Source organism: Paenibacillus forsythiae T98, assembly GCF_000520735.1.
GTDB classification, from domain to species: domain Bacteria; phylum Bacillota; class Bacilli; order Paenibacillales; family Paenibacillaceae; genus Paenibacillus_AQ; species Paenibacillus_AQ forsythiae.
Genome location: NZ_ASSC01000776.1, coordinates 1 through 23,699 on the forward strand (window position 1 = coordinate 1; position 23,699 = coordinate 23,699).

25 protein-coding genes are annotated in these 23,699 nt (G+C 50.3%); 13 read left to right on the forward strand and 12 right to left on the reverse strand.

Annotation, left to right across the window (positions count from 1 at the left end; translation table 11 throughout):
* Positions 1-172, forward strand: a 172-nt coding sequence (locus L692_RS30035; RefSeq protein WP_036725256.1) for a TrmH family RNA methyltransferase, incomplete at its 5' end; no start/stop codon positions are given.
* A 34-nt stretch (positions 173-206) separates the two neighbouring features.
* Here the strand turns inward: L692_RS30035 and L692_RS0123560 are convergent.
* The 3 genes from L692_RS0123560 to L692_RS0123570 form a co-directional block, all read right to left on the reverse strand.
* Positions 207-743 carry a CueP family metal-binding protein gene (locus L692_RS0123560; RefSeq protein WP_025702405.1) on the reverse strand — a complete coding sequence of 179 codons (537 nt, stop codon included), beginning with the start codon at positions 741-743 and terminating at the stop codon, positions 207-209.
* A 234-nt stretch (positions 744-977) separates the two neighbouring features.
* On the reverse strand, positions 978-1,730 hold the full coding sequence (locus L692_RS0123565) for an HAD family hydrolase (RefSeq protein WP_025702406.1): 753 nt from the start codon (positions 1,728-1,730) through the stop codon (positions 978-980).
* A gap of 21 nt (positions 1,731-1,751) precedes the next feature.
* Positions 1,752-2,402, reverse strand: coding sequence for a GntR family transcriptional regulator (locus L692_RS0123570; protein WP_025702407.1), 651 nt, complete (start codon positions 2,400-2,402; stop codon positions 1,752-1,754).
* 189 nt (positions 2,403-2,591) lie between these two features.
* Between L692_RS0123570 and L692_RS0123575 the strand changes: the two genes are divergently transcribed.
* The 10 genes from L692_RS0123575 (at position 2,592) to L692_RS0123620 (ending at position 13,607) form a co-directional block, all read left to right on the forward strand.
* Positions 2,592-3,731: a mandelate racemase/muconate lactonizing enzyme family protein gene (locus L692_RS0123575; protein ID WP_025702408.1), complete on the forward strand. Its 1,140-nt coding sequence runs from the start codon at positions 2,592-2,594 to the stop codon at positions 3,729-3,731.
* Positions 3,732-3,793: 62 nt separating this feature from the next.
* Positions 3,794-4,822, forward strand: a complete 1,029-nt coding sequence (locus tag L692_RS0123580; protein WP_025702409.1) for a zinc-dependent alcohol dehydrogenase — start codon at positions 3,794-3,796, stop codon at positions 4,820-4,822.
* A 16-nt stretch (positions 4,823-4,838) separates the two neighbouring features.
* On the forward strand, positions 4,839-5,978 hold the full coding sequence (locus L692_RS0123585; protein ID WP_025702410.1) for an ABC transporter substrate-binding protein: 1,140 nt from the start codon (positions 4,839-4,841) through the stop codon (positions 5,976-5,978).
* A 66-nt stretch (positions 5,979-6,044) separates the two neighbouring features.
* A complete protein-coding gene (locus L692_RS0123590; protein ID WP_025702411.1) occupies positions 6,045-7,130 on the forward strand; it encodes an ABC transporter ATP-binding protein in 1,086 nt (361 codons plus the stop codon).
* A 1-nt stretch (position 7,131) separates the two neighbouring features.
* On the forward strand, positions 7,132-7,974 hold the full coding sequence (locus L692_RS0123595; RefSeq protein WP_025702412.1) for an ABC transporter permease: 843 nt from the start codon (positions 7,132-7,134) through the stop codon (positions 7,972-7,974).
* 11 nt (positions 7,975-7,985) lie between these two features.
* Entirely contained in the window at positions 7,986-8,786 is an 801-nt protein-coding gene (locus tag L692_RS0123600; RefSeq protein WP_025702413.1) for an ABC transporter permease, read from the forward strand.
* A gap of 69 nt (positions 8,787-8,855) precedes the next feature.
* Positions 8,856-9,734 carry a hypothetical protein gene (locus L692_RS0123605; RefSeq protein ID WP_198027819.1) on the forward strand — a complete coding sequence of 293 codons (879 nt, stop codon included), beginning with the start codon at positions 8,856-8,858 and terminating at the stop codon, positions 9,732-9,734.
* Between the two features lie 443 nt (positions 9,735-10,177).
* Positions 10,178-11,035, forward strand: a complete 858-nt coding sequence (locus L692_RS0123610) for an ABC transporter permease (RefSeq protein ID WP_156940566.1) — start codon at positions 10,178-10,180, stop codon at positions 11,033-11,035.
* A gap of 17 nt (positions 11,036-11,052) precedes the next feature.
* Positions 11,053-11,934, forward strand: a complete 882-nt coding sequence (locus tag L692_RS0123615) for a carbohydrate ABC transporter permease (protein ID WP_025702416.1) — start codon at positions 11,053-11,055, stop codon at positions 11,932-11,934.
* A gap of 59 nt (positions 11,935-11,993) precedes the next feature.
* Positions 11,994-13,607, forward strand: coding sequence for an ABC transporter substrate-binding protein (locus tag L692_RS0123620; protein ID WP_025702417.1), 1,614 nt, complete (start codon positions 11,994-11,996; stop codon positions 13,605-13,607).
* 61 nt (positions 13,608-13,668) lie between these two features.
* On the opposite strand, the gene L692_RS0123625 is transcribed toward L692_RS0123620, so the two are convergent.
* The 5 genes from L692_RS0123625 to L692_RS0123645 all read right to left on the reverse strand — a co-directional run bounded on the left by L692_RS0123625 (position 13,669) and on the right by L692_RS0123645 (position 17,556).
* Positions 13,669-14,970, reverse strand: coding sequence for a DUF6080 domain-containing protein (locus tag L692_RS0123625; protein WP_025702418.1), 1,302 nt, complete (start codon positions 14,968-14,970; stop codon positions 13,669-13,671).
* A 33-nt stretch (positions 14,971-15,003) separates the two neighbouring features.
* On the reverse strand, positions 15,004-15,324 hold the full coding sequence (locus tag L692_RS0123630) for a DMT family transporter (RefSeq protein WP_025702419.1): 321 nt from the start codon (positions 15,322-15,324) through the stop codon (positions 15,004-15,006).
* The gene (locus L692_RS0123635) at positions 15,314-15,652 is read right to left on the reverse strand and encodes an EamA family transporter (protein WP_025702420.1); all 339 of its coding nucleotides are present in this window, start codon (positions 15,650-15,652) and stop codon (positions 15,314-15,316) included. Before L692_RS0123635 ends, L692_RS0123630 begins: the two co-directional genes overlap by 11 nt.
* Positions 15,653-15,675: 23 nt before the next feature.
* Positions 15,676-16,587: a decaprenyl-phosphate phosphoribosyltransferase gene (locus L692_RS0123640; RefSeq protein ID WP_025702421.1), complete on the reverse strand. Its 912-nt coding sequence runs from the start codon at positions 16,585-16,587 to the stop codon at positions 15,676-15,678.
* 66 nt (positions 16,588-16,653) lie between these two features.
* The gene (locus tag L692_RS0123645; protein ID WP_025702422.1) at positions 16,654-17,556 is read right to left on the reverse strand and encodes a DMT family transporter; all 903 of its coding nucleotides are present in this window, start codon (positions 17,554-17,556) and stop codon (positions 16,654-16,656) included.
* A 101-nt stretch (positions 17,557-17,657) separates the two neighbouring features.
* Between L692_RS0123645 and L692_RS0123650 the strand changes: the two genes are divergently transcribed.
* Positions 17,658-18,530 (forward strand): LysR family transcriptional regulator, encoded by an 873-nt coding sequence (locus tag L692_RS0123650; RefSeq protein ID WP_025702423.1) that lies wholly within the window; start codon positions 17,658-17,660, stop codon positions 18,528-18,530.
* Positions 18,531-18,563: 33 nt separating this feature from the next.
* Here the strand turns inward: L692_RS0123650 and L692_RS0123655 are convergent, their stop codons facing one another.
* From L692_RS0123655 to L692_RS0123670, 4 genes are all read right to left on the reverse strand, one after another.
* Positions 18,564-19,538 carry a FecCD family ABC transporter permease gene (locus L692_RS0123655; RefSeq protein WP_025702424.1) on the reverse strand — a complete coding sequence of 325 codons (975 nt, stop codon included), beginning with the start codon at positions 19,536-19,538 and terminating at the stop codon, positions 18,564-18,566.
* Complete coding sequence (locus L692_RS0123660) at positions 19,535-20,545, reverse strand: FecCD family ABC transporter permease (protein ID WP_025702425.1); 1,011 nt, start codon at positions 20,543-20,545, stop codon at positions 19,535-19,537. The genes L692_RS0123655 and L692_RS0123660 overlap by 4 nt, the downstream gene beginning before the upstream one ends.
* A 65-nt stretch (positions 20,546-20,610) precedes the next feature.
* A complete protein-coding gene (locus tag L692_RS0123665; protein WP_025702426.1) occupies positions 20,611-21,552 on the reverse strand; it encodes an ABC transporter substrate-binding protein in 942 nt (313 codons plus the stop codon).
* Positions 21,553-21,681: 129 nt separating this feature from the next.
* On the reverse strand, positions 21,682-22,551 hold the full coding sequence (locus L692_RS0123670; protein WP_025702427.1) for an AraC family transcriptional regulator: 870 nt from the start codon (positions 22,549-22,551) through the stop codon (positions 21,682-21,684).
* 181 nt (positions 22,552-22,732) lie between these two features.
* On the opposite strand from L692_RS0123670, the gene L692_RS0123675 reads away from it, so the two are divergent.
* Positions 22,733-23,699 (forward strand): ABC transporter substrate-binding protein (locus L692_RS0123675; RefSeq protein WP_025702428.1); only part of this gene is annotated, 967 nt, incomplete at its 3' end.

Below are 23,699 nucleotides of genomic sequence, written 5' to 3' on the forward strand. Positions count from 1 at the left end.
CAGCCAGTGGCTATTGATCGGCAGCGAGGGCCGGGGCATCTCGCCGGAAACGGCGCGAATGGTGGACAAGAGCATCATCATCCCGATGAAGGGCCGGGCCGAATCGCTGAACGCGGCAATGGCGGCGACAATTTTATTGTTTGAGGCGATGCGGCAGCGGGGCGGTAACTAAATCAAGGGATTGAATGTCGTTTCAGGAATTCCTATCACGTCAATTTCATAGTGGAAATACAGGTGTTGTCGCCTTTAAAAGTAGAGATTTCTGTTTCGCTGCTTTTGCCGTCCTGCTCGATTTTGACGTGGTAGGTCTGGTCGCGCGGAAGCCAGAAATCGATGAATCCATTGCTGTAGGATTGGAATACATCTTGAATCACGACGCTGCCGTTCGAATCGGTTATGGTTACGTTGAATTTCTCATTCTCCATTTCTCCCTGGCAACCGGCCAAGTTATGAGTGGCGCAGGGATGCGTCTCATTGACGTATGGAGCAATGGAAACGAAAAATTCGTTCCGGGGCAGATTGTAGGCCGTTTTGCCATTGTTGTCTGCCGTTACGGTAAGCTGATCCGATGTGATCGATGCAGATTTAGCCTTAAGGCTTCCTGAGCTATACTCCTGTACCAATTGTTTGATGTTCGGAAGCGTCTGCCCGGCAGATTCATCTGGCTTGTCCCTGTCTGCGATGAGGTATGCTCCCAATGCGACAGCAATCAAAGCGGCGGCTGCAACAATCTTTCTTCTCATTCTCAAACTCCTTTTCTTGGGTCGGACTTATCTTTATGGTCATACAACTCACACCTTTCCGAGAATTGTAATTTAGATCGGCACCGCTTTGCAATATCGTTTGGCACAATAGAGTCTATCCTGATCATCAAGCAGCCTGTGGCTTGCTTGCGCAAGGCTCCTCGCTGGCACCAACTGGGCATTGATCAAGAACAAATAAGCGCCCCAACCTTTTTACAGGCTGAGGCGCTATTATTATACCACTTGGATTTCCGATAGAGAATGGATTAACAAATCCGCATGCGGAGACAAATCCTTCTCCGAACCTTCGTACGTAATCAGGCCGATTCCGATGCAGCCGGCCGCTTTCGCCATTTGGACGTCTGCCACGGAATCACCGACAACGGCCAGCTCCCCGGGTGAAATCTTCAGCATCGCGCAAGCCTTGTGCACCATTTCCGGGTCCGGCTTTCCTTTGCCTACTTGCTCAGGGGTTATGACAAAATCAAGCAAGTGCTCGACTTTCAGCATCTGCATGAGCCGTGATGTGCGTTCGTAAGCATCCGATGTCATGATCCCGACGGATATCCCGTGGGAATGCAATTGATGAAAAATATCAGGCACGTTATCCGTCGAGTGGAAAGCCTGCTCCAATTGAAGCTGCCGGTCGGCGTTCGCGAAAATTTGCTGCGCCTTTTGCTTGCATTCGAACCAGGACCATCCCTTCAGACGATACAGGAGCCCCGCAGTCAGAATGATTTCCTCCAGCGTCGTGGCTACCGCCAGCACCCCGGTGTAGTCAATGCGGTCCGGCTGCGCAAACCCCATCATGGCGCTCCATTCGTCACCGTATTCGGGACCTGCAAGACGTGTAAATTCGCTCTTTCTCAATTCATCAATGTAGGACCAGAATTTTAGAGAATCGAACAAGGTGCCGTCTTTATCGAAAGCTACCGCCCGAACCTGTAAGATTTCGGAACCAACCGATATTTTTTTACCACTCTGCATCTAAATTCATGCCTCCTTATGCTACTTGATGTGCGTCTTTAAATGCTGTTCGATGCGTTCCTTGTCTCCACTGCGAATCAGTTGAAGCATTTCACGGTGTTCCTCAACTACGGTCTGCAAGGAGGAATGGCTATAGCCCTGAATGAGAAAGCGCGCATGGAGCTTGCCGGAGATGCTGTTCCAGATGCGGAACATGGCGGGTGAAACACAGCGTTCGACAATCCGTTCGTGAAATTTTAGATCCAGATCGGAGAGACGGTCCAGATCATCATGGTTGCTCGCTTCCTGCATATTCAGAATAATGCTGTCCAAATAGGCAAAATCCTCGCCCGTCAACACGCTGACGGCCTTCTGCGCCGCAAACAATTCGAAATTGCGCCGGGTGGGCACGAGTAAATGAATGACTTCCTCTTCGGAAAGGTCAACAACGACCGTCTCCCGGTAAGGATGGGAAATAACCAGGCCCTCCTGCTCCAAAATCCGGATCGCCTCGCGAATCGGACCGCGGCTGACGTTCATCTGCTTGGAAATCTCCACCTCGCGCAATCGGGCCCCCGGTTCGAGATGCCCCTTGATAATGGCTTCGCGAATTTCCTGGTAAACAAATTGACGCAAAGAAACGGTATCATTTTTTTTAAATTGAAAGTTCTCGAAATCGTTAGGATTTGTCATAAGAATCTCCGATCTGATTATTGTTTACAATAAACAATGTACTTGCTTCAATAAAATATTGTCAACGAGATTCATTACCCTGTGGACGCTGATAAGGCTATTATACATCAAAACATATTGTTGACAATCTACAATCGACATTTTATATTATTGTCATGAAATATCACATTCAGCAGGAGGAGATATGACGTGAAGATCACGAAAGTCGAAGCAATCCCTGTAAGACAAAGCAACACGATTGAATTAATCAATGACAGCGCCCAGGATGGAATCATTATTAAGGTGCATACGGATGAAGGGATTACCGGGATTGGCGAAGTCGATTCGGCTCCGTGGGTGGTCAAATCCATTATTGATACGCCTTCCTCCCACCGCATTTGCCGAGGGCTCGGAGAAATGCTCATTGGAGAGAATCCTTTCGAGATCGAACGCATCTGGGAGAAGCTGTATGTGGGAAGTACCTTCTATGGAAGAAGGGGAGTTGTCATCCATGCCATCAGCGGGATTGATATCGCCCTGTGGGATATTATGGGCAAGGCGCTCAATCTCCCGGTGTACAAGCTGCTTGGCGGCGCGCAGCGCGGCAAGGTCCGGGCGTATGCAAGCACGCTGATGCCTTATACCCCGCAAGAAGCGTATGACGAAACGAAGAAGTGGGTCGAGCAGGGCTATACGGCGATCAAATTGGGCTGGGGCGGCTTCGAGCAGGGCAACCGGGAGATTGTGGAGTTGGTAAAAGCGTCCCGCGAAGCGGCGGGTCCGAACATTGATTTGTTGTTCGATCTCGGCTTTATTCCGTCCGACGACCACCCGATCGACGCTGCCTCGCGTATGGCGCTAGTCAAAGAGCTTGAGCCATTCTCTCCTTACTGGATTGAAGAGCCGCTCTTCGCCGACGATTACGAAGGTTACCGCAAATTGGCGGAATCAACCTCTATCCGCATTGCCGGAGGAGAGAATGAAACGACGCGCTACGGCTTCAAAGAGCTGATCGAGCAAGGCGGGGTGGATATTGTCCAGCCGGATGTAACCCGCTGCGGAGGCTTGAGCGAAGCGAAGAGAATTGCTCAGCTTGCCCATGCGCATCATATTACTTGTGTGCCCCATGCCTGGAGCAGCGGAATCGTTGTGGCCGCCTCCCTGCATTTGGTCACAGCCATACCGAATGGAGCTTTGCTGGAGTACTGTGTAGCCGAGACGCCAATTCGTCAGGAAATGCTGCTCAGCGACGTTACCGTCAAGGACGGGTATGCGGAAATTACCGACAAGCCCGGGTTGGGCGTTGAACTGAATGAAGACGCGCTGGAGAAATACCGCTGCGACCGATAGAACCGGAAGCGTATTTCCAGAATCGGTCAATTGAAAGCCAGAATGCCAATGGAGGAGATATAATGGCGGGCATGATGAGAGCACTTATATGGGAAGGGGACGGGATGCTGGCTCTGAAGGAAGTCCCGATTCCCGAGATTCGTCCCACCGAGGTACTGGTTCGTGTAAGCTATACCGGTGTCTGCGCCACGGATGTTGAAATCATAAAGGGCAAGTTCCCCTATTCCCCGCCTTATATATTAGGCCATGAAATAACCGGGAAAGTAATCGAGACGGGCAGTAATGTCAAAGAGTTGAAAGAGGGGGACCGGGTCGTAATTGATCCGGGAGTGCCTTGCGGCGAATGCTTTTTCTGCAAAGCTTCACAGCCGGAATTTTGCGCGAATTATTGTGAGCTTGGGATCAACGAAGACGGCGGATGGGCCGATTATGTCAGGGTTCCGGCAAAAAGCGCACACAAAATTCCGGTTGAAATGAGCGATGTTTCGGCTGCGATTTTCGAACCTATGGCATGTCCCTTTGGAGCAGTGGATAATGCAGGGCTCCTGCCCGGGGAGCATGTGCTCATTTACGGAGACGGTCCCGCCGCCTTGTATTTCACGCAAATCGCCAAAATGATGGGAGCCGGACGCGTCTGCGTCGTTTACAAACTTCCGGAGCGCGCGGAATTACTCCAAAGATTCGGAGCGGACGATCTGATCCCGTTCGACGGGCAGGCTGCCGCGCTCAAAGAGCATCCGAGCATACGTGACCGGGGCGGCTTTCAATTGGTCATCGACGCCGTCGGCTTGTCGGATACCGTAAAAGATGCGGTTCGATATGCCAGCACGGGCGGAAGAATTATCCTGTACGGCTTTAATAACAGTCATACCGATCATTTTCCGCACAGAGACATCATTTTTAAAGGTATAAGCATCTTTGGCCGGACCAATTCCCCTGCCGTCTGGTCCAGAGCGATCGAATGCGTGGCGCGTAATCAAATCGAGTTGAATCCATTGGTCGAACGGGTGGTATCTCCGGAAGAGGCGAAAGAGATTCTGCTTGCCGGCAACCTTAACGGTCTAAAGACAATCATTTGTTGGGCAGATTAATAAAGGGAGGAAGAACATGAAACTGAAACATGTACTGATTGTTCTGATGTCTGTAGTCATTCTGGTTGGATTAAGCGGATGCGGCGGCAATGCAAGCTCCACAAATACAGGCGCCGGCACGGCAAGCTCGGCGGCTCCCTCAAATGGCGGCGAGGATCTGGCGAAGTTCAAAGGTGAAACGATTAATGTGCTGTCCTGGGAAGGCTATCAGGAAGAGGAATGGGTGAAGCCTTTTGAACAAAAATACGGGGTCACCGTTAAAGTCACTTATGCAGGCAGCGTTGACGAAATGTTCGCCAAAGCCGCATCCGGCTCGGTAAAGTACGATCTGATTTTCATGGATGGGGGCTCCGTGAGCCGTTATCACAAGATGGACCTGATTCAGCCGATTGACTTGACGAAGCTTAAGAATACCAGTCAGCTAATCGCAAACATGAAGTCGCTCAACGATAAACACGTAGTAAAGGACGGAAAGACCTATGCGGTTCCGTTTGCCTGGGGTTCGCTGCCTATGATGGTCAACACGGATAAAATCAAAGAACCGATTGACTCCTGGAACGCATTGTGGGATCCGAAGTACAGCGGAAAGATCGTTACCCTGGACGATGCGGCCAATCAAACGGCAATGACGGCGATGCTTCTTGGTTTCGAAGATCCTTATAACCTGACGGACGAGCAGCTCACTCAAGTGAAGAACAAATTGCTCGAACAGAAGCCGCTGGTGCGCACCTATTACGCCGGTTTTGAAGACGGAAAAAATCTGATGGCAAGCGACGAAGGCTGGATCGGATTCTCCATGGGACCGACAATGATTACAGATCTTCAAAAAGAAGGCAAGAACGTCGTGGAAGTGATTCCGAAAGAAGGGGCTTTGGTGTGGATTGACAATGCGGTCCTCGGCAAGGATGCCAAAGATCCCGAACTGGTTCACGTCTATATCGATTATCTGATTTCGTCGGAAGTTCAGGCGCAGCTGATCAAGAAGACGAGCTACGGCGGGGTAAATGCCGACTCGGCAACCATGCTGACCGACGAGGAGAAAAAGGTGTCGCATATGGATGATCCGAATTATTTCAACAATCTTGTGTACGTAGCCTTCCCGGAAAGCTTTGAAAAACGCGTGAAGCTGTGGAATGAAGTCAAAGCGGCCCAATAACCGAATCATCTGTATAACAGGGTGCGGCCTGGCGGCCGCAACCTTGTTATGGAAAGGAGAGACCCCATGATCAATCAAGAACAGGCTGTTGTGGAACTGCGCCAGGTGACGAAACGATTTGGCAATTATGTAGCAATCAAAAACTTAAACTTGTCGATCGGCAGAGGGGAGTTTTTCTCCATTGTGGGTCCGAGCGGTTGCGGCAAAACGACAACGCTGAAAATGATTGCGGGATTTGATCATGCGACCGAAGGGGCGGTGTATCTGTCCGGAACCTCGGCTAACCATATCCCTCCCTACAAGCGGAATGTGAACACCGTGTTTCAAAACTATGCCCTCTTCCCCCATATGACAGTCTATGACAACGTGGCCTATCCTTTGAAACTCAGGAAGGTGCCGAAGAATGAGATTCGCTCCAGAGTGCTCGAAAGCTTGAAGATGGTAAGTATGGACCGGTTCCCCGACCGTTATCCGAATCAGCTCAGCGGCGGACAGAAGCAGCGTGTCGCGTTGGCCCGGGCGCTCATTTCCAAACCGGAAGTTTTGCTGCTTGATGAGCCGCTTTCCGCGCTTGACTTTCATCTGAGACAAGAAATGCAGCGGGTGCTGAAGCATCTGCAAAGGGAAGTGGACATCACTTTCGTGTACATCACGCACGATCAGGGGGAAGCGCTGAGCCTGTCGGACCGGATTGCCGTAATGGAGAACGGCCTGCTGCATCAAGTGGGTTCGCCTGAGGAGATTTACGAAATGCCCAAGACGAGCTTCGTTGCCGGTTTTATCGGGAAATCCAATCTGATTAAAGGAAGAATGGAAGGGCCGACGCGCTTTGTGAGCGACGCCGGGCTTCAAGCGATGACCAATGAGGCTTCGAGTCTCGCGGGAGAGCCGCATGTCTACATTTCGGTTCGTCCGGAGAAGCTCCGGACCTCCAGAGACGATGAACGGTATGTTAACCGTCTCAGCACGGTCTTCGTGGAAGAAACCTATTACGGCGCGGATAGAGAATTGACGTTCAGAGAGGCTGGAGGAACACATATTCTGATGAAGCAGCAGAAGGACGAAGGGAACGTGAAATTCTCTGTGGGAGAGCGCGTGGATCTGTTCTTCCGTCCGGAGGATGCGGTTATCGTCAAAGAGTGGAGGAGCTAAGATGTACGGGAAAAACCTGATGCTGATTATGATTTCCGTGTGGGTGCTCTTGTTCATCGTCCTGCCTGTTTCTGCGATGCTGCTGTTCAGCTTCTGGAGCATTGACAACTTCCGGATCATTCACAGCTTTAGTATTCAAAATTACTCAAAAATTTTCCAGGACCCGATATACTTGTCATTGCTTTGGAAAACGATCAAGCTGGCTTTGATTGTCGCGGTGCTGTCGGCGCTCATCAGCTATCCGCTGGCCTTGTTCGTCAATCACCGGAGAGGAACCTTGAAGACGATCCTGTTTCTTGGAGTATTGGCCCCTTTGTGGGTGGGCTACCTGGTGCGGATCTATTCCTGGAGATCGATCCTGGGAGAGTCGGGGTTCATTAACTCGCTCCTGGTATTGACGGGGATCTTGAAACAGCCTTCCTCGTCGCTATTGTTCAACAGCTCCGCGGTCGTCATCACGATGCTGTGCATCTCGATACCGTTCACTTTTATCCCGATCTATAGCGCCATCGAGAAAATTCCCGGCAATCTGCTGCAAGCTGCGGCCGATTTGGGAGCAAGCGGATCAAGGACGTTCTGGACGGTTGTCTTTCCCCTCAGTATGCCGGGTGTCGTGACAGGGTTTATGTTCGCCTTCATCACCTCGTTCGGCGACTACATGACGCCCTCGCTGGTCGGAGGCACCTCGGGAATTATGTATGGGAACATGATTCAAACGCAGTTTGGCAACAGTTATAACTGGCCGCTCGGTGCTGCGCTTTCGATGATTATGCTGCTGTTCATATTGGCGGTTATCGCGGCAACGCGCAAAATCGGGAACGTGCAGGCTATTTTTGAGGAGTAGGGAGGCTGTTTATGAAGTATTTGAAGTATGGAGGAGCGCTATTATTTGCGTTCATCGTATATACCTTCTTGTATCTTCCGATTCTGGTGACGATCCTGTTCTCCTTCAATGAATCGAAAATCCAGGTGCTGCCGATCAAGAAGCTGACCTTCGATTGGTACAGGGGGTTGTTCTCGAATACGGAGCTTTGGGTCGCCGCGAAAAACAGTCTACTGGTCAGCCTGCCTGCGACTTTGTGCGCGATTGTATTTGGCACGCTGGCGGCCTACTTGTTTCAGCGGTACCGGATACGCGGAGGCGCATTCCTGCAATTTTTGATTCTTCTGCCTTACATTTTGCCGGGAATTATTATTGGGACATCGCTCAATCTGCTGTTCAAGTTCCTGAATGTGGACGCCTCTCTGATGACAGTCATTATCGGGCATATCACGTTCATTACACCGGTTGTAATGTTTCTGGTTATGGACCGTTTGAAAAGATTTGATCCGAATCTGGAGTTCGCATCCATGGATCTGGGCGCCTCGCCGCTCCGGACCTTTCTGCTCATTACACTCCCGAATATCAGAGGCGCGGTGCTGGCCGGAGCGCTGCTCGGGCTGACGATTTCGTTCGACGAGGTTATTGTATCCTTCTTCCTGATCGGGACGGACAACACCCTGCCCATGCTCATCTGGTCCATGATCCGCCACGGCTATTCGCCGCAGATTAACGCGGTCTATACGCTGATCGTCTTATTTTCGTTAGGCTTGATCGCGATCGCGGGCAGCAGACTGTTCGCGCAGCGGAATTCGAAGGCAGCTACTGAGGAATAACTAATCGAGGGGTTCAAAATGGCAGAGCTATGCGTGCGGCCCATCATTTATGGGAGCTATGGAGAATGTGTGGAAGTGACAAACGGCATCATAAGCCTCATCGCTACGGTCGAGTTCGGGCCGAGAATTATCCGCTTTGGCTTCACTGACGGCGATAATGTATTCTTTGAAGATACCGAGCGGCAGTTTAAAGAAACAGGCGAGGATTTCTCGGCTGTCGGCGGAGGCGAATGGCGTATTTACGGAGGACACCGGCTGTGGACGAGCCCGGAGTCTGTCCCCCGCACGACATACCCCGATAACGGACCCGTGCGGTGGCGAAGAGCCGGAAATGGCATAGTGCTGACTCCTGATGCGGAAGCCTGGACCCATGTGCAAAAAGAGATTGAGGTGCAGATGAATCCCGCGAGCGGTGAAGTTACGATTCATCACCGGATTACCAATACGGGGGCCTGGCCGGTCGCGTTTGCTCCCTGGGCCTTGTCGGTCATGGCTGAGGGCGGCAAAGCGATCATTCCCCAGGCGAGACGAGAGACGAACCTGCTTCCCAATCGTGTGCTCGCTTTATGGCCCGGGAGTCAAATGAACGATCACCGTGTCTATTGGGGGGAGCGTTTTATCCTGTTGCAGCAGGATGAGACAGCGAGACCTTTTAAATTCGGAACCAATAATGAAGAGGGCTGGGCCGCCTATTTCAACAAGGGCCATTTATTTATCAAAAGCTACCGGCACAACGTTCATGCGGTTTATCCGGATTATGGAGCTTCGTTCGAATGCTATACGAATCATCTGTTTCTGGAATTGGAGACGCTGGGTGAATTAAAGACCGTAGCGCCTCGGGAAACGGTATCGCATACGGAAAGCTGGAAATTGATTGGAAATGTGAGTTTGTCCATGGACAATGACAACGAATTGGAATCGGCGATCCGTCCGTATTTTAACCATTAATATAACAATAACCCGGAATCAATGAATCCGGGTTATGTTTATTTTGATTTACATTTAGTGTGCATTAATTTTGTCGTTTTTCTATTCGCATTGAATGTATTAAGGTGAATTGATGGATTAAACCTCAATGATACCGCATACAATTGGTATTAGATTGATTTCGACATGCTTTTTATAAACACTTTAATTGTCAAATGAACAATTTATTTTTACAAAATGTATTGACGAAAAGTGAAGTCTTTGATAAATTGGAAGAGCAGAAGGAAATAAGTGCTAATGAAAGCCCTTTAATTGGTCCTCTTACTGCATCGAATATAAAATTTTACAAGAAGGAGGTAAAGGCATTGCAAAACTCAGTAGAAGTAGAATTCAGAAAAAAAACGGTGACAAGACAAAAGAGTACTATCGTTGAATACTTAAAGAAGCATTATTTTCTTTACTTAATGCTTGCGCCGGCTCTGATCCTGACCCTTATTTTTAAGTACGGTCCTATGTATGGTGCAATCATTGCCTTTAAAGATTTCAGCCCGATCAAAGGAATTTTAGGAAGCGAATGGGTAGGCTTTTATAACTTCGAGAAATTTCTGTCCTCCCCAAATTTCACCGTTATATTTATGAATACGCTTAAATTAAGTCTGTTCGGTTTGATTCTGGGCTTCCCGGTTCCCATCCTGCTTGCCTTGATGCTGAATCAGGTGCGCAAGGCTGGAGTCAAGAAGAACATCCAATTATTGCTCTACGCCCCTAACTTCATCTCCGTCGTCGTTGTGGTTGGGATGTTGTTCATCTTCTTGTCTCCAACTGGACCCATCAACCAGCTGTTTAGCCTGGTTACCAATGAACCGATTATGTTCATGTCTCGTCCGGAATACTTCCGGTGGATCTATATTCTTTCGGATATTTGGACAGGGGCCGGCTGGGCGTCGATTATCTATGTAGCCGCTCTTGCCAACGTTGATCCCGAGCTGCACAATGCGGCCAACCTGGATGGCGCGAATCTTCTTCAAAGAATTCGTCATATTGATCTTCCGACCATTCGTCCGATTATGGCCATTGTCTTTATCCTGGCGGCGGGCAACATCATGTCGATTGGATTTGAGAAGGCTTACCTGATGCAGACGACCACGAACTTGCCGACAGCGGAGATTATTCCGACTTACGTGTACAAGATCGGCTTGCAGGCCGGCGACTACGCATATTCATCCGCAGTAGGGTTGTTCAACTCGGTCATTAACGTTGTTTTGCTCATTACGGTTAACTTCATTGTGAAGAAACTGAATGAGGGCGAAGGTCTTTACTAAGAAAGGAGCCGCAAGTCATGTTCATCAAAAATTCCCGGTTGGACCGCTTTATTCTCGCGCTAAATACTTCTCTTTTGATTTTCGCTGTACTGCTTGTCATTATTCCGCTTATTTACGTAGTTATCGCCTCCTTCATGGACCCGTCGGTACTGCTTAGCCGAGGGCTATCGTTTAATATTTCGGACTGGTCCTTGCAGGGATACCAAAAGATTCTCTCCAATCCTGCCATGATACGAGGTTTTGGAAACGCTATATTTTACGCCAGCGCCTTTGCTCTTGTTACTGTTCTTGTCTCCATTTGCGCGGGCTACGCCCTTTCGGATAGCAGATTGAAGGGAAGAGGCTTCTTCATGACACTCTTCATCATTACGATGTTCTTTGGAGGAGGACTGGTTCCGACTTACCTGCTGGTCAAGAATTTGGGGATGCTTAACACGGTTTGGGCCGTCATCATTCCCGGGGCGGTCAATGTGTGGAACATTATTTTGTCCAGAACCTTCTTCAAGGGAGTGCCGAATGAACTGAGGGAAGCCGCCAATGTGGACGGGGCGTCGGAGGCCAGGATCTTCCTCAGTATTGTATTGCCGCTCTCCAAACCGATTATCTTCGTGCTTGCGCTGTATGCCTTTGTCGGCCAGTGGAACTCCTACTTTGACGCCATGATCTATCTGGATAATCCGAGCCTTCATCCGTTGCAGCTCGTGCTCCGTTCGATCCTGATTCAGAACCAGGTAGATCCAAGCATGATCAGCGATCAGCTCGCCATGGCAGAAATGAAGAAATTGTCTGAAATCATCAAGTATGCCGCGATTGTTGTGTCCAGCTTGCCGCTTCTGGTGATGTATCCGTTCTTCCAAAAGTATTTTGAAAAAGGTGTTATGGTCGGTTCCCTTAAATAGGAAACGAGCTGCACATAGATGGAATCATTACATTCATCCTAATCTGGAGGTCATACCCTATGAAAAGATTAAAAAGATCAAAGGTCCTGGCAAAAGCAGCTTCCGTCTCTGTCCTTGCTTCTCTGGTGCTCCTTACGGCATGCAGCAGCGGCAGCGGCGGGAATGCGGCCAGCAAAGAGCAAGATCCCAACGGTAAAGTAACTTTGAATGTTATTACGCAAAGCTCGCCGCTGGCTCCGGCTGATCCCAATGAGAAGCTCATCAATAAACGTCTCGAAGAAAAGACGAATGTTCATATTAATTGGAAGAACTTCACCAAAGACGTGTTCGTGGAGAAAAGAAACCTGGCGGTTGCGAGCGGCTCTCTTCCCGACGCGATATTCAATGCGGACTACAGCGATTATGAACTGCTCAAGCTTGCTAAAGACGGCGCGATCATTCCGCTGAATGATCTGATCGATAAATATATGCCCAACCTTAAAAAGGTGCTGGAGGAAGCCCCTGAATACAAGGCCATGATTACGGCGCCGGACGGCAACATCTATGGATTTCCATGGATCGAAGAGCTGGGTGAAGGCAAAGAAAGAATTCAGGCGGTAGACAGCATGCCGTGGATCAATGTGGATTGGCTGAAGAAGCTTAATCTTGAAATGCCGAAAACAACGGAAGAACTGAAGAAGGTGCTGATTGCGTTCAAGACGCAAGATCCGAACGGCAACGGTCAGGCGGATGAAATTCCGTTGTCCTTCATTAACAAGCCGGGCGCGGAAGATCTGGCCTATCTCTTTGCCTCCTTTGGAGAAGGTGAGAACCCTGACCATGCGGTCGTGAGCAATGACGGCAAAGTGATCTTTGCACCGGCGGAAGAAGGCTATAAAAACGCCGTTTCCTATATCAATGAGCTGTACAAAGAAGGTCTGATTGATGTGGAAGCGTATACACAGGATTGGAGCACATACCTTGCCAAAGGCAAGGATCAGAAATACGGTCTCTTCTTCTCCTGGGATAAGGCCAATATCTCCGGACCGAATGATACTTATCAAGTGTTGCCGCCGCTCGCGGGTCCAGGTGGTCAAGTGAACGTAACCCGAACCAATGGCCTTGGCCTGGCCCGCGGCAAAATGGTGGTTACGAGCGCAAATAAAAACCTGGAAGCGACTGCGAAATGGGTCGATCAGATGTATGATCCGGTTCAGTCCGTGCAGGACAACTGGGGAACCTACGGGGACGACAAGCAGCAGAACATCTTCGAATTTGATGAAGCCAAAGGCATGCTGAAGCATCTGCCGCTGGATGGCGCGGCTCCCGTTGAGCTTCGCGAGAAGACGAGTATCGGCGGTCCGCTGGCGGTTCTTAACTCCTACTATGGCAAATATACAACCGTGCCGGATGACGCCAAAGGCAGAATGGATATTATCAAGAACATCATGGCTCCGCATATGAAAGCGGATAACGTAATGCCAAGCGTGTTCAATTCGATTGAAGAGCTTAACCGCCTTACGACGATTGAAGCCGACTTGTTCGCCTATGTGCTCAGAATGCGCACCGAATGGTATCAGAATGGCAAAGTGAATGAGCAGTGGGGAGACTATCTGAAGGAGCTTGACCGTCTCGGCCTGGAGGAATGGCTGAAGATTAAGCAAGATGGTTACGACAGAGCTACGAAAAAATAAACCATAAACGGCGGAGGCCGTGTTCCATGCAGTTATACTAGCGGAACACGGCCTTCTTCTGTTACTTGCCGGACGGGTGGATCACTCCGGTATACGCGGATTGGATGTAATCCAGAGCGGAATGATGCTTCACGATATTGTTAGCCAGGGCGACAACAACCAGCAGGCTGACGAGAACGGTCAGTACAGCCTGTACGGTGCGGTTCCCCGCGTCTCTCACAAACCCGGCCGCAAGGAGAAAAAAGGCGAACAGAAAATGACCGGCATACAAATACAAGTCATATTTGTACGTAGCCAGGCCGAAGCCGCGGACGATATGCAGCAGAAGGGCAAACAGAATATATGCGGCCAAGGACCAAGCCTCCCGCGTGCGAATGCCTCGAATAAACCCGAGCACAGCCAGGGCGATCAGACCGAAGCCGGCGGCATGGACATAAAGCGGATAAGGCTTGTTGACGTCCGTGCCAAAGGCAACGATTCCGGGATCAATCAAGGTGATATCCGGGGTAAGCACCGGGTTGATCGCCAGCAAGTGAAATATGCCGGAATGCTGAGCGAATGAAAAAGGCGCGACATAACGCAAGGCCCCGTTGGACATGCCTCCTCCAAGGTCGGATATCCATGTTTTCCCTGAGAACGCAGCATATTGCAGACCTGTGAAAGCGATAAGCAGCAGCAGCGAACCGGCCATAATGAGCGCAAACCGCGTTAATGTCTTTTTCATGTTGCCGGGACTAAACATACTGATAAACAGCGCGCCGATGAAGGTAATCAGATTCGTGGCCGTGATCCCGAAGTTAATCAGCGTCAGGAAGGCTCCGGCTATAACCGGGAATGAGCCCAGATCACGGCCCTTCTGCAAATAGGCGGCGGACAACACAAGGACGAATTGCGCATAGGGATAGGAATCCGGAATGAATGCAGTGAACAGGCTGTAAGAGCTTATCCCGAATAACACGGCGAACAGGCTGGAAATCCATAGATTGGCTCCGCTTCGGCGCATAATCAAATAAAGAAGAACAGCGGTCAGTGCATTCATCCCCGATTGCAGCAGAAGGAACAGCGAGTTGCCGAGCCAATGGGCGGACAAATAGGTGAACGGAGCGGACAGAAAGTTGTATAAGGGGTGAATCACCGTTCCCGTCCCGCTGCCGTATTCCATGGAAGGGTCGAAGTTGAACAAGTTGAGCGTAAAGGGAGCGCTGTAGAAGGGACTGACGGCGCCCAGCATATCGGCGTTATCTTTTATGTACTGAACGTAAGGCATATTAACAAGGATGTAGCCAGCAAAAAAAGCGATCCAAAGGGCCGCAGCAATGCGGTTATCCCGCTTGTTCCGAAAATAATAACTGAAAAACGACATATTCAACCACCAATCCTGACACGAATTATTTGGTTACCACAGGAGGAGCAGCAGGCCGGAAATAATAAAGACGACGCCTGCTATTTTAAGGATGCCGACCGTTTCCTTGAAAAAGATTTTGGCAAACAGAAGCGCCCAAAGAAAGGTAAGCGCGTTGGCCGGCATGACCAGCGTATACGGGAGCTTGCCCAGCAAGTAAATGTTCAGCAAGGCGCCGATCCCGTAGGAAGCAAAGCCAAGGAGCAGCAGGGCGTATCGCTTCCCGGATGTAAAGCCCTTGAAAAATACACTGCCGAGCGAACCGAACAACGTCATCACAAGGAGAAGCGCATAGAGCACCGGTTCATTTTTCATAGGAGGTTAAAGTCACCCCGATCCCGAGCAGCAGGACGGCCGCTATCTTCCTGAGCGTAACCGGCTCACCCAGAAAGATATCCCCGTAAATTAATGCGACAACATAGCTGATGCTCATGAGCGGATAGGCCACGGACAGCTTTAGCCGCGCGAGCGATTGAATCATGAAGACCGCCCCCAGCCCATAGCAGACAAAGCCAAGAGCCATAAAGAGCAGGTCGCTGTGCCCCCACTTCCAGAACAGCTGTCCGGTTGCCGTTAAGCAAGCGGAGACGACCATGAGCCATTTGCCGATATGCCGGGAATTTCCCGTCTTCTGAAGCTCCATATCCATCCCCCGCAGCGTTAGTATTATTCAAAGTAAGCCAGAATGGTGACGACGCTAACCACATAGAGAATGACCGTGATCTGTATGTGGCGGTCCTCCAGCAATACCTTGTCGGGGGCGCCGCCTTTTTTCTCAATATGGATCAGATACAAGTACCGGAACATGCCGTAGATGACGAGCGGAATCGTCCACATGAGATGAATGGTGCGTCCGGACGTAAACGTAAACAGCGAATAGCTGATAATGGTGGCCGTCGTCACGATGCCGCTTATTTGATCCAGCAGTTCGTAGGAATATTGCTCCAGCACCTTGCGGTGAGACCCCTTGTCATTTTGCAGCAAAAAAAGCTCATGCCGTCTTTTCCCGGTAGCGAGGAACAGGGAGAGGAGCAGCGTGCACAGTAGAAACCAGGGGGTGAACGGTACGTGTATAACGAGTCCGCCCGCAATGGCGCGCAGGACGAAGCCTGCCGCAATAATCATGATATCAATGATGACGACATGCTTGAGCCGGATGGAATAAGCAACATTTATGCCAAAGTAAACAGCGAGCAGAAGCGTAAACAAAGGATTCAACAAGTAAGACAGAACGAGCGAGCCTGCCATAATCAGCGCGCCGAACGCTAAAGCGATTTGCGGATGAAGCTCTCCGGAAGCCATCGGACGGTAACGCTTGACGGGGTGGTTCCGGTCAGCTTCCCTGTCGATATAGTCATTCACGATATACACGCAGCCGGATACGAAGCACAGGAGCAAGAAGCCGGCAAGACTGTTGATCAGAGCTGCGGGAGTTACCGTCTCGAAAGAGAACAGGGGGGCGGCGAACACGAGCAGGTTTTTGGTCCACTGTTTCGGACGGAGCTGCTTGACGAGAAGCAGGGGAAGCTGCCTGTGAATTACAGGTTTGTTGACAAATTCATTTAGCGGGGACTGCACAAAAAGGGCCTCCTAATAATAGAACAGATGATGTTCACAAGAAAAATAGTGAGTAATTTCCATTTATTATAGCATATCTCGATTCGTTCTATCCGTTTTTTTCACTAGATTGAACTGAAAGTTAGCGAGAAATGCAACACTTAGCAAGATGATCAAAAGCCCTATGATGGTGCCCCAAGAAATCGTTTCTTTCAAGAACAGCCATCCCCAGAAAATTCCGAAGGCTGGAATCAGGAAGGTAACGCTGAGTGTTTTAACCGGTCCTACACTGCGAATAAGCTGGAAGTACAGCAAATAGGCAAGGGAGGTTGAGAGAATGGCCAACCCTGTAACTGCTAAGATCACATCTCCTCCTGGAGCATTGCCCGGGGGGAATAGAACGGCCGCCGGCAATAGGAGCACTCCTGCGGCAAGCTGCTGGCCAATGGCCAGATTTAAGGGGTTCTCATCTTTAAATGCCCTTGAAGAAAAGACTCCCCCGATAGCTATGAATAATGCCGCTGTCAGGGACATGCTCACGGGAAGGAGAATGCCTTTACCCATGTCCTGGGGGTTCCAGCCGACCAGGATAACTACCCCCACGATCCCGAATAGAAGGCCGAGTTGTTTCTTAAAGGTAAGCCGGTCCCGAATCCATACCCGGGCAACTAAAGCTGTAAATAATGGCGTGGTTGAATTCAGAATAGCGGCCAATGATGCGTCAACATGAAGTTCGGCTGCGGCTATAAGGCAGAAGGGAATGGCGGCGTTCAATGCTCCGAGCAGCAAGTATTCCTTCCATTTGCGCAGCAGCCTAGGGCGATGCCTGGTGACGGCTGCGTAAATGACCAAGGCGGCCCCGGCGATCAACACGCGAAGATCAATTAATAAAAAGGGACCGAGCACAGGAGAAGCTATCCGTATGAACAAAAAGGATGCTCCCCAAAGCGACGCCAGCAACAATAAAGAACCGAATTCTCTTGACTTCAAAGGAAATACCTCCCACTATAATATTCTTCTTGTCTAATCGTAAGGGGAGAGTTACAATGAATCAAATTAATTCTATTAATACTTGATATGAGGATATGCTCATGACATTTTCGCAATTGCAGGTCTTTGCCAAGGTTGTGGAAACCGGAAGCTTTACCAAAGCCGGGGAAGCGCTGAATATGACTCAATCCGCCGTCAGTCATGCGATGGCAAGCATCGAGTCCGAACTTGGAGTGCCTTTAATTATTCGTGACCGGAAGCAAGGGATTATGCTGTCTGATTTCGGCGAGCGGATTCTGAAATCCGTCAGGGAGATTTTGAAGCATATGACTCAAATCGAACATGCGGCCATGGCGGAAAAAGGTCTTGATGCCGGAACGATTCGAATCGGCAGTTTTCCCAGTGCTACTGCCCGCTTGCTGCCGAAAATCATTTCCAGGTTCAAACAGCAATACCCAAGGGTAGAAATTGTTCTTTTTGACGGGGATGATAAGGAGGTCTTAAGCTGGTTGAATGATCGGGTCATTGACGTGGGCTTTGTAGCACAGCTTGGCCGAAATGATAACTTCATTCCGCTCACCAAGGACAAGATGGTTCTTGCACTCCCTAAAAATCATTCATTCGGAGATTCCGCATCATTTTCTGTAGAGAGCTTTTCTGATGCCCCCTTTATCATGTCAAAGGGCGGGTGTGAGCCTTTTATCCGGGAGATTTTTGCCCATGCGGGCTTGTCTCCCTCCGTACAGTTCGAAGTAAGGGATATGAGCACCATTCTAAGCATGGTTCAGGAAGGGCTCGGAATCACCATTGTTCCTGAATTGGCTTTGCCGGACACCCTTCCAGGCATTGAGATTAGAGATTTGAAGCCAACCTACCTGCGGCACCTGGGCCTTCAATGCCCTTATTTGGACGAAGCGCTGCCGGCAGTACGGGCGTTCATTTCAATGGGACAATCGTTGTTTCATGGTGAATAGCCTGGAAGTTTATACCCGGGAATCAGAATGAAATTACTTTTTCTTGCCAAGCAAATATAAAAAATAAGGCGCACCGATGATGGCGGTGACAATCCCGACGGGAACCTCCCGCGGTGAAATAACGATGCGGCCGATCACATCCGAGAAGGTAACCAGGATCGCTCCGAGCAGCGCAGTTACAGGGAGCATATGCTTATGAATCGGACCCGTCAATTTGCGTGCCATATGGGGGGCTATAAGCCCGATAAATCCGATCGTACCTGCTACAGCTACGGAAATACCGGTCAGGCATACGGCTGCCGTAAGAAGAACAATGCGAATATGGCGCACAGACAAGCCCAAGCCCGAAGCGGCGTTGTCGCCAAGCTGAAGTACATCCAGCCGGAAGGATAAGTAGAAAAGGAGAGGCACCGCTATGATTGCCCATGGAAGAAGCAGCCAGACATGTTCCCAGGAGCGCCCCCAAAGGCTTCCGGCCAACCATAATAGTGCGGTATTTGCATCATTCATATGCTTCACAGTGACATACTGAATGCCTGCTCCGGCCATTGCGCCCAGGGCCATGCCGGACAAGGCAAGCGAGGTTGGCTTTAGTTCAAACCGTGTGGCGATAAACATCAGGGCTGCGCCCATAATGGAGGCGCCAATGAAGGCAGCCCATGGAATGATGCCAACCGGAGCGCCGGGAAACAACAGGATGATCATGACCGCCGCAAGTCCCGCTCCTTTTGAAAGCCCGATCACATCCGGGGAAGCAAGCGGGTTTTGAATTAAGCCTTGAAGAATCGCTCCGGCCAATGCGAGGCAGCCGCCAACCATCAGGCACAGCAGCATTCTCGGAAGACGGTAATTGACAAGGATATTCAGGAGCTGCGAATCGCCGTGTCCCATGAAGATGGAGCCGATTTGCCGGAATGATACGGATACGGTCCCAAGCATAAGATTCAGCATTACGGCAGTCAATAAAGCGGCTGCAAGAACGCCATAAAGATACTTTGGTCTTCTCATAATCTCCCCCTCCTGCGCAGTAGTAAATACAGCAGGTAGGGAGCGCCGATCCCCGTCGTAACAATGCCGACAGGCGATTCGAAAGGGTAGGAAATAAATCGGGATACAATGTCCGCATAGAGGAGCAGTACAGACCCGAACACGGCAGTCAGCGGAAGGATAAACCGGTAGTCAACCCCTACCCAATGCCGTACGATATGCGGAACAATCAGGCCGACGAAGCCGATGGGACCCACGATGGATACCGCCGAACCGGCGAGCATAATGACCGTGCAGCTAACCGCAAGCCGGATGAACAGAATGTTCTGTCCCAGCCCTCTCGCTATATCGTCGCCCAGACTTAATATGGTGAGAGACCGTGAAAGAAGGAGGGCTATCATCATTCCGGTCAAGCTCCAGGGGATAACCGTATGTACATCTTTCCATGTTCCGTTGTGAACCGCTCCCGCCAACCAGAAGAGGACGTTTTTCGTCTGGTTGTCATACAGTACGATGAATCCCTCCGTCATGGCCGACAGCAGCATGCTGACAGCAATGCCCGCGAGTGCTAACTGAACGGGAGTACGATGATCGTTTGAATATCCCAAGATGAACACAAGAAGTCCCCCCATAAAGGCTCCCGCAAAGGCGGCAAATACAAGCGCCGAAGAGGAGATTCCCGGAAAAAAGACAATGAATAGCACGACGAAAAAGGAGGCTCCGGCGTTAATCCCGAAAATCTGGGGAGAAGCAAATGCGTTTCTTGTCATGGCCTGCATGAGCGCGCCGGCCACGGCGAGCGCAGCTCCTGCCAGTGCGGCTACGAGCGCCCTGGGAACACGTATCGTCGAAATTACGAGCTGCTCCTTCGTCTCTTTTCCGCCTAATAACCCTTGAAGAACATCGTTCCAGCGCAGATCGGTAACGCCAAGCGAAACGCTCCAAATGAAGCCTGTGGCTGCGAGCAACAGGCCAATAAATAAATAGCTGGCAAATACGCGCCGCGTGACCGCATCGGTTGCCGTCATGTTATCACTTCCTATCCGCCAAATACAAGGTTAAAAGCGGGACCTGAATCCCGCTTCTCCAGTTCCTATGGATACAATTGTCCTATCGCTTCCTTCACGATTGTCTCTGCGGAGATGATTCCCCGGGACAGCGACCATACCCCCCGGTCCACTTCATATACATTGTTGTTCTTGACGGCGCTGATCGTTCCCCATAACGGGTTCTTCGACCATTCATCAATGATGGTCTGTTCCCCGGGAGTCTTCATCAGGAACAAGACATCCGGGTTATACTCGACCAGTTGCTCCAATGTCAACTGAGGGTAAGCCTCGTCGCTGTGGATCGCATCCTTCAATCCCAGAGATTCAAGCAATGAACCGGCATAGGACTTCGAAGTATGGGCAAAGAACCCTTTAGCGTTAACGACGGCCGGCAAGACGGTGCGCTGCTCATCCTGCGGAATAGACGCTTTGAGCTTGTCCAGATTCGCCTGATGCGCTTGCAGCAATGGTTCGGCTTCATCCTTCTTCCCGACGGCTTCCGCGATGACAGGGAACGAGGACAGGTTTTCTTGATATGTAGCGCCGTGGCTTTTAAGCAGCAGGGTCGGTGCTATGCCGTTTAACTGGGCGTAGACCTCTTTATGCCGGCTAACATCGCCGATGATCAGGTCCGGCTGCAACGAGCTGATTAATTCGAAATTCACTTCGTACCGGGACCCGACCGAAGTGTATTCACCGAGCTTCTCCTTAATCGGCGCGATGATCGAATCGGGCTTGTTATCGTCGGCAATTCCGACCGGCGTCACACCGAGTGTGGCGAGGGAATCGACGAAGGAGTACTCCAGGGCTACGATGCGCTTCGGGATGCCCTGAATCGTCGATTCGCCAAATTCATGCTTAATAATCCGAGCTTCTGCTTGATCTGAGGCTGTTGCCTCCCGGGTTGATTCTGCGGTGGAGCAGCCTGCAAGAGCAAGGATGCATACCCATAGAACGAGCGTAGAGTGCAAGACAAGTTTCTTCAAGATGATTTCGCCCCTTACTTAATTTGATAATGATTATCATTATTGATAAGATACACTGCTCTGAAAAAGGTGTCAATCCTCTTGTTGATGATCATTATCATTTGAAGCGCTTGCAATTTGAAGAAAGCTTTAACTTTTGCGGCGGTAATAAGAGGGGCTCTTGCCTTCGACGGTTTTGAAAAAGCGGCTGAACGCGTGAATGCTTGAAAATCCCATTTTCTCGGCAATGACGGTCAGCGGGTCGGCGGTGAACTGGATCATATGCCTGGCCGCGTGCGCGCGCATGAGCTGATGATATTGAATGGGACTCATGCCGAAGGCCTGCTGAAAAAGGCGGACCAGATAGTGCTTGCTGATTCCGGACATCCTGGCGATTTCATCCAGGCTGACTTTGCGGTTTGTGTTGTGCATCAAATACTGTTTAATGTGCATCAGGGCATGCATATTGGTTTCGACATGGGAGTTGAGGCTCCAGTAATTTTCGCGCAGCAGTTGAGTCCACAGCTGAATGAACAAGCCTTTGACCTTGAACTCGTAGTACGGCATTTTCGTTTCGTATTCGTAGATGATGTCCAGCAGCATTTTTTCAATAAATACCGGATTCTTCAGCCGAAGATGGCTGGATAAGGGGACGGGCATCTCATCGATAATATCGGGCCGGAAATAGGCCAGTTCCCCGGGTTCGATTTCTTCAATCGGCCGGAACGACACCTTCACCTTCTCGCTGTCCTCCGTATAGAAGAAGTCAAAATGGATATGGGGCTGGCGGAGGCGCTCCTTGCCGACCTTGGTGATTTTATGCCTCTGCTTCGGCCGGAACAGAAAAATATCGCCGCGAACGCCTTCGTACACCGTATCCTCGATCGTCACCCTGACCTTGCCTTCCATAATATACAGCAGCTCATAATCGAACAGCTGCCGTTCCCGGATAACCCAAGGCCCTTCGACAATATTATCCATGGCTACACGGATGTAAGGCGAAATTTGATGCAGAATCATGATCGATCAAGCCCCTTCACCTTTTTATGAAAGCGTATCACAAAAGCAATAAATGATAAATAAAAAATAAGCTATGCTAAATACTCAGCTTAAAAAAAGGATTACGATAAAGATGTACTTCAAAGGCAGTAGCAATATTTGCCATCTTGAAGAATAACGATACAGAGGGGGCATGCAAACCATGAAAAACAGCTTCTCGGCTATTCTGATGGCATGTTTGTTGATTGTCAGTCTGGCGGCCTGCGGCAGCAATACCGCTCCTAAAAATGAAAGCGCTTCACAAGGGGCGGCTCCAGTCACCCTGTCTATCGCCATGCACGTGGCCAACGTCAAGGAACAGGAGCCTTATATGTACGGCATCATTCAAAAGTTCCAGGAGAAATACCCTGATATCAAGATCGATCTTACGGGAGCGGAAACCCAGGAGCATGTCAAGAAGATAAAAATGATGTCCCAGTCGGGCAATCTTCCGGACGTTTTCTGGATGCTTCCCGCTCCGGCCAAGGAAATGAATCAGGCGGGCCTGCTGCTGGACCTGACCGATTTTCTGAAGAATAATCCTGAAATTGCCGCAAGCATGGATACTGAAATGATCAGCGGTTACCAGGATGGGGGCAAGCAGTTCGGGTTGCCTTACCAGGCGCTTGTAACCGGGTTATGGTACAACAAGGCTTTATTCGATCAATACAACGTTAAAGTGCCGGAGACATATGAGGAGCTGCTGGCGGCGGCGAAAGTGTTCAAGGCCAATGACATCGTTACGATTGCGAAAGGCTCGAAGGATACATTCAGCACATGGGCCTTCCTCGGCATGCTGACCCGGTATGGATTCTTTGACAAAATCGGCGACATCGAGAGCGGTAAGGAGAAATTCAACAATCCCGACTTCCTGAAATTGTTCAACAAGATTGACGAGCTGCGGGTGAACGGGGCGTTCCCGGACAATGTCTCGACGCTGTCCTATTTTCAGGCGGTGGAAATGTTCACGGCGGGCAAAGCGGCGATGCTGGATGCAGGCGTGTGGGAAACGAAGAAGATTGAAGGCAGTCCGATTGCCAAGACGGTCGGCTTCTCCTGGGGCCCAACTTTCTCCGACGGCGTGGGCAACCAGAAGATTGCCATGGCCGTCGCCGCCGCTCCGCTGGGCA

What these genes read in the sequence shown, in the direction of transcription:
- L692_RS0123565 (WP_025702406.1), bottom strand. Translation starts at nt 1,730, where the DNA reads ATGCAGAGTGGTAAAAAAATATCGGTTGGTTCCGAAATCTTACAGGTT.
- L692_RS0123620 (WP_025702417.1), top strand. Translation starts at nt 11,994, where the DNA reads ATGAAAAGATTAAAAAGATCAAAGGTCCTGGCAAAAGCAGCTTCCGTC.
- L692_RS0123600 (WP_025702413.1), top strand. Translation starts at nt 7,986, where the DNA reads ATGAAGTATTTGAAGTATGGAGGAGCGCTATTATTTGCGTTCATCGTA.
- L692_RS0123630 (WP_025702419.1), bottom strand. Translation starts at nt 15,324, where the DNA reads ATGAAAAATGAACCGGTGCTCTATGCGCTTCTCCTTGTGATGACGTTG.
- L692_RS0123625 (WP_025702418.1), bottom strand. Translation starts at nt 14,970, where the DNA reads ATGTCGTTTTTCAGTTATTATTTTCGGAACAAGCGGGATAACCGCATT.
- L692_RS0123615 (WP_025702416.1), top strand. Translation starts at nt 11,053, where the DNA reads ATGTTCATCAAAAATTCCCGGTTGGACCGCTTTATTCTCGCGCTAAAT.
- L692_RS0123660 (WP_025702425.1), bottom strand. Translation starts at nt 20,545, where the DNA reads ATGACGGCAACCGATGCGGTCACGCGGCGCGTATTTGCCAGCTATTTA.
- L692_RS0123580 (WP_025702409.1), top strand. Translation starts at nt 3,794, where the DNA reads ATGGCGGGCATGATGAGAGCACTTATATGGGAAGGGGACGGGATGCTG.
- L692_RS0123585 (WP_025702410.1), top strand. Translation starts at nt 4,839, where the DNA reads ATGAAACTGAAACATGTACTGATTGTTCTGATGTCTGTAGTCATTCTG.
- L692_RS0123560 (WP_025702405.1), bottom strand. Translation starts at nt 743, where the DNA reads ATGAGAAGAAAGATTGTTGCAGCCGCCGCTTTGATTGCTGTCGCATTG.
- L692_RS0123670 (WP_025702427.1), bottom strand. Translation starts at nt 22,551, where the DNA reads ATGATTCTGCATCAAATTTCGCCTTACATCCGTGTAGCCATGGATAAT.
- L692_RS0123595 (WP_025702412.1), top strand. Translation starts at nt 7,132, where the DNA reads ATGTACGGGAAAAACCTGATGCTGATTATGATTTCCGTGTGGGTGCTC.
- L692_RS0123650 (WP_025702423.1), top strand. Translation starts at nt 17,658, where the DNA reads ATGACATTTTCGCAATTGCAGGTCTTTGCCAAGGTTGTGGAAACCGGA.
- L692_RS0123570 (WP_025702407.1), bottom strand. Translation starts at nt 2,402, where the DNA reads ATGACAAATCCTAACGATTTCGAGAACTTTCAATTTAAAAAAAATGAT.
- L692_RS0123655 (WP_025702424.1), bottom strand. Translation starts at nt 19,538, where the DNA reads ATGAGAAGACCAAAGTATCTTTATGGCGTTCTTGCAGCCGCTTTATTG.
- L692_RS0123610 (WP_156940566.1), top strand. Translation starts at nt 10,178, where the DNA reads ATGCTTGCGCCGGCTCTGATCCTGACCCTTATTTTTAAGTACGGTCCT.
- L692_RS0123590 (WP_025702411.1), top strand. Translation starts at nt 6,045, where the DNA reads ATGATCAATCAAGAACAGGCTGTTGTGGAACTGCGCCAGGTGACGAAA.
- L692_RS0123635 (WP_025702420.1), bottom strand. Translation starts at nt 15,652, where the DNA reads ATGGAGCTTCAGAAGACGGGAAATTCCCGGCATATCGGCAAATGGCTC.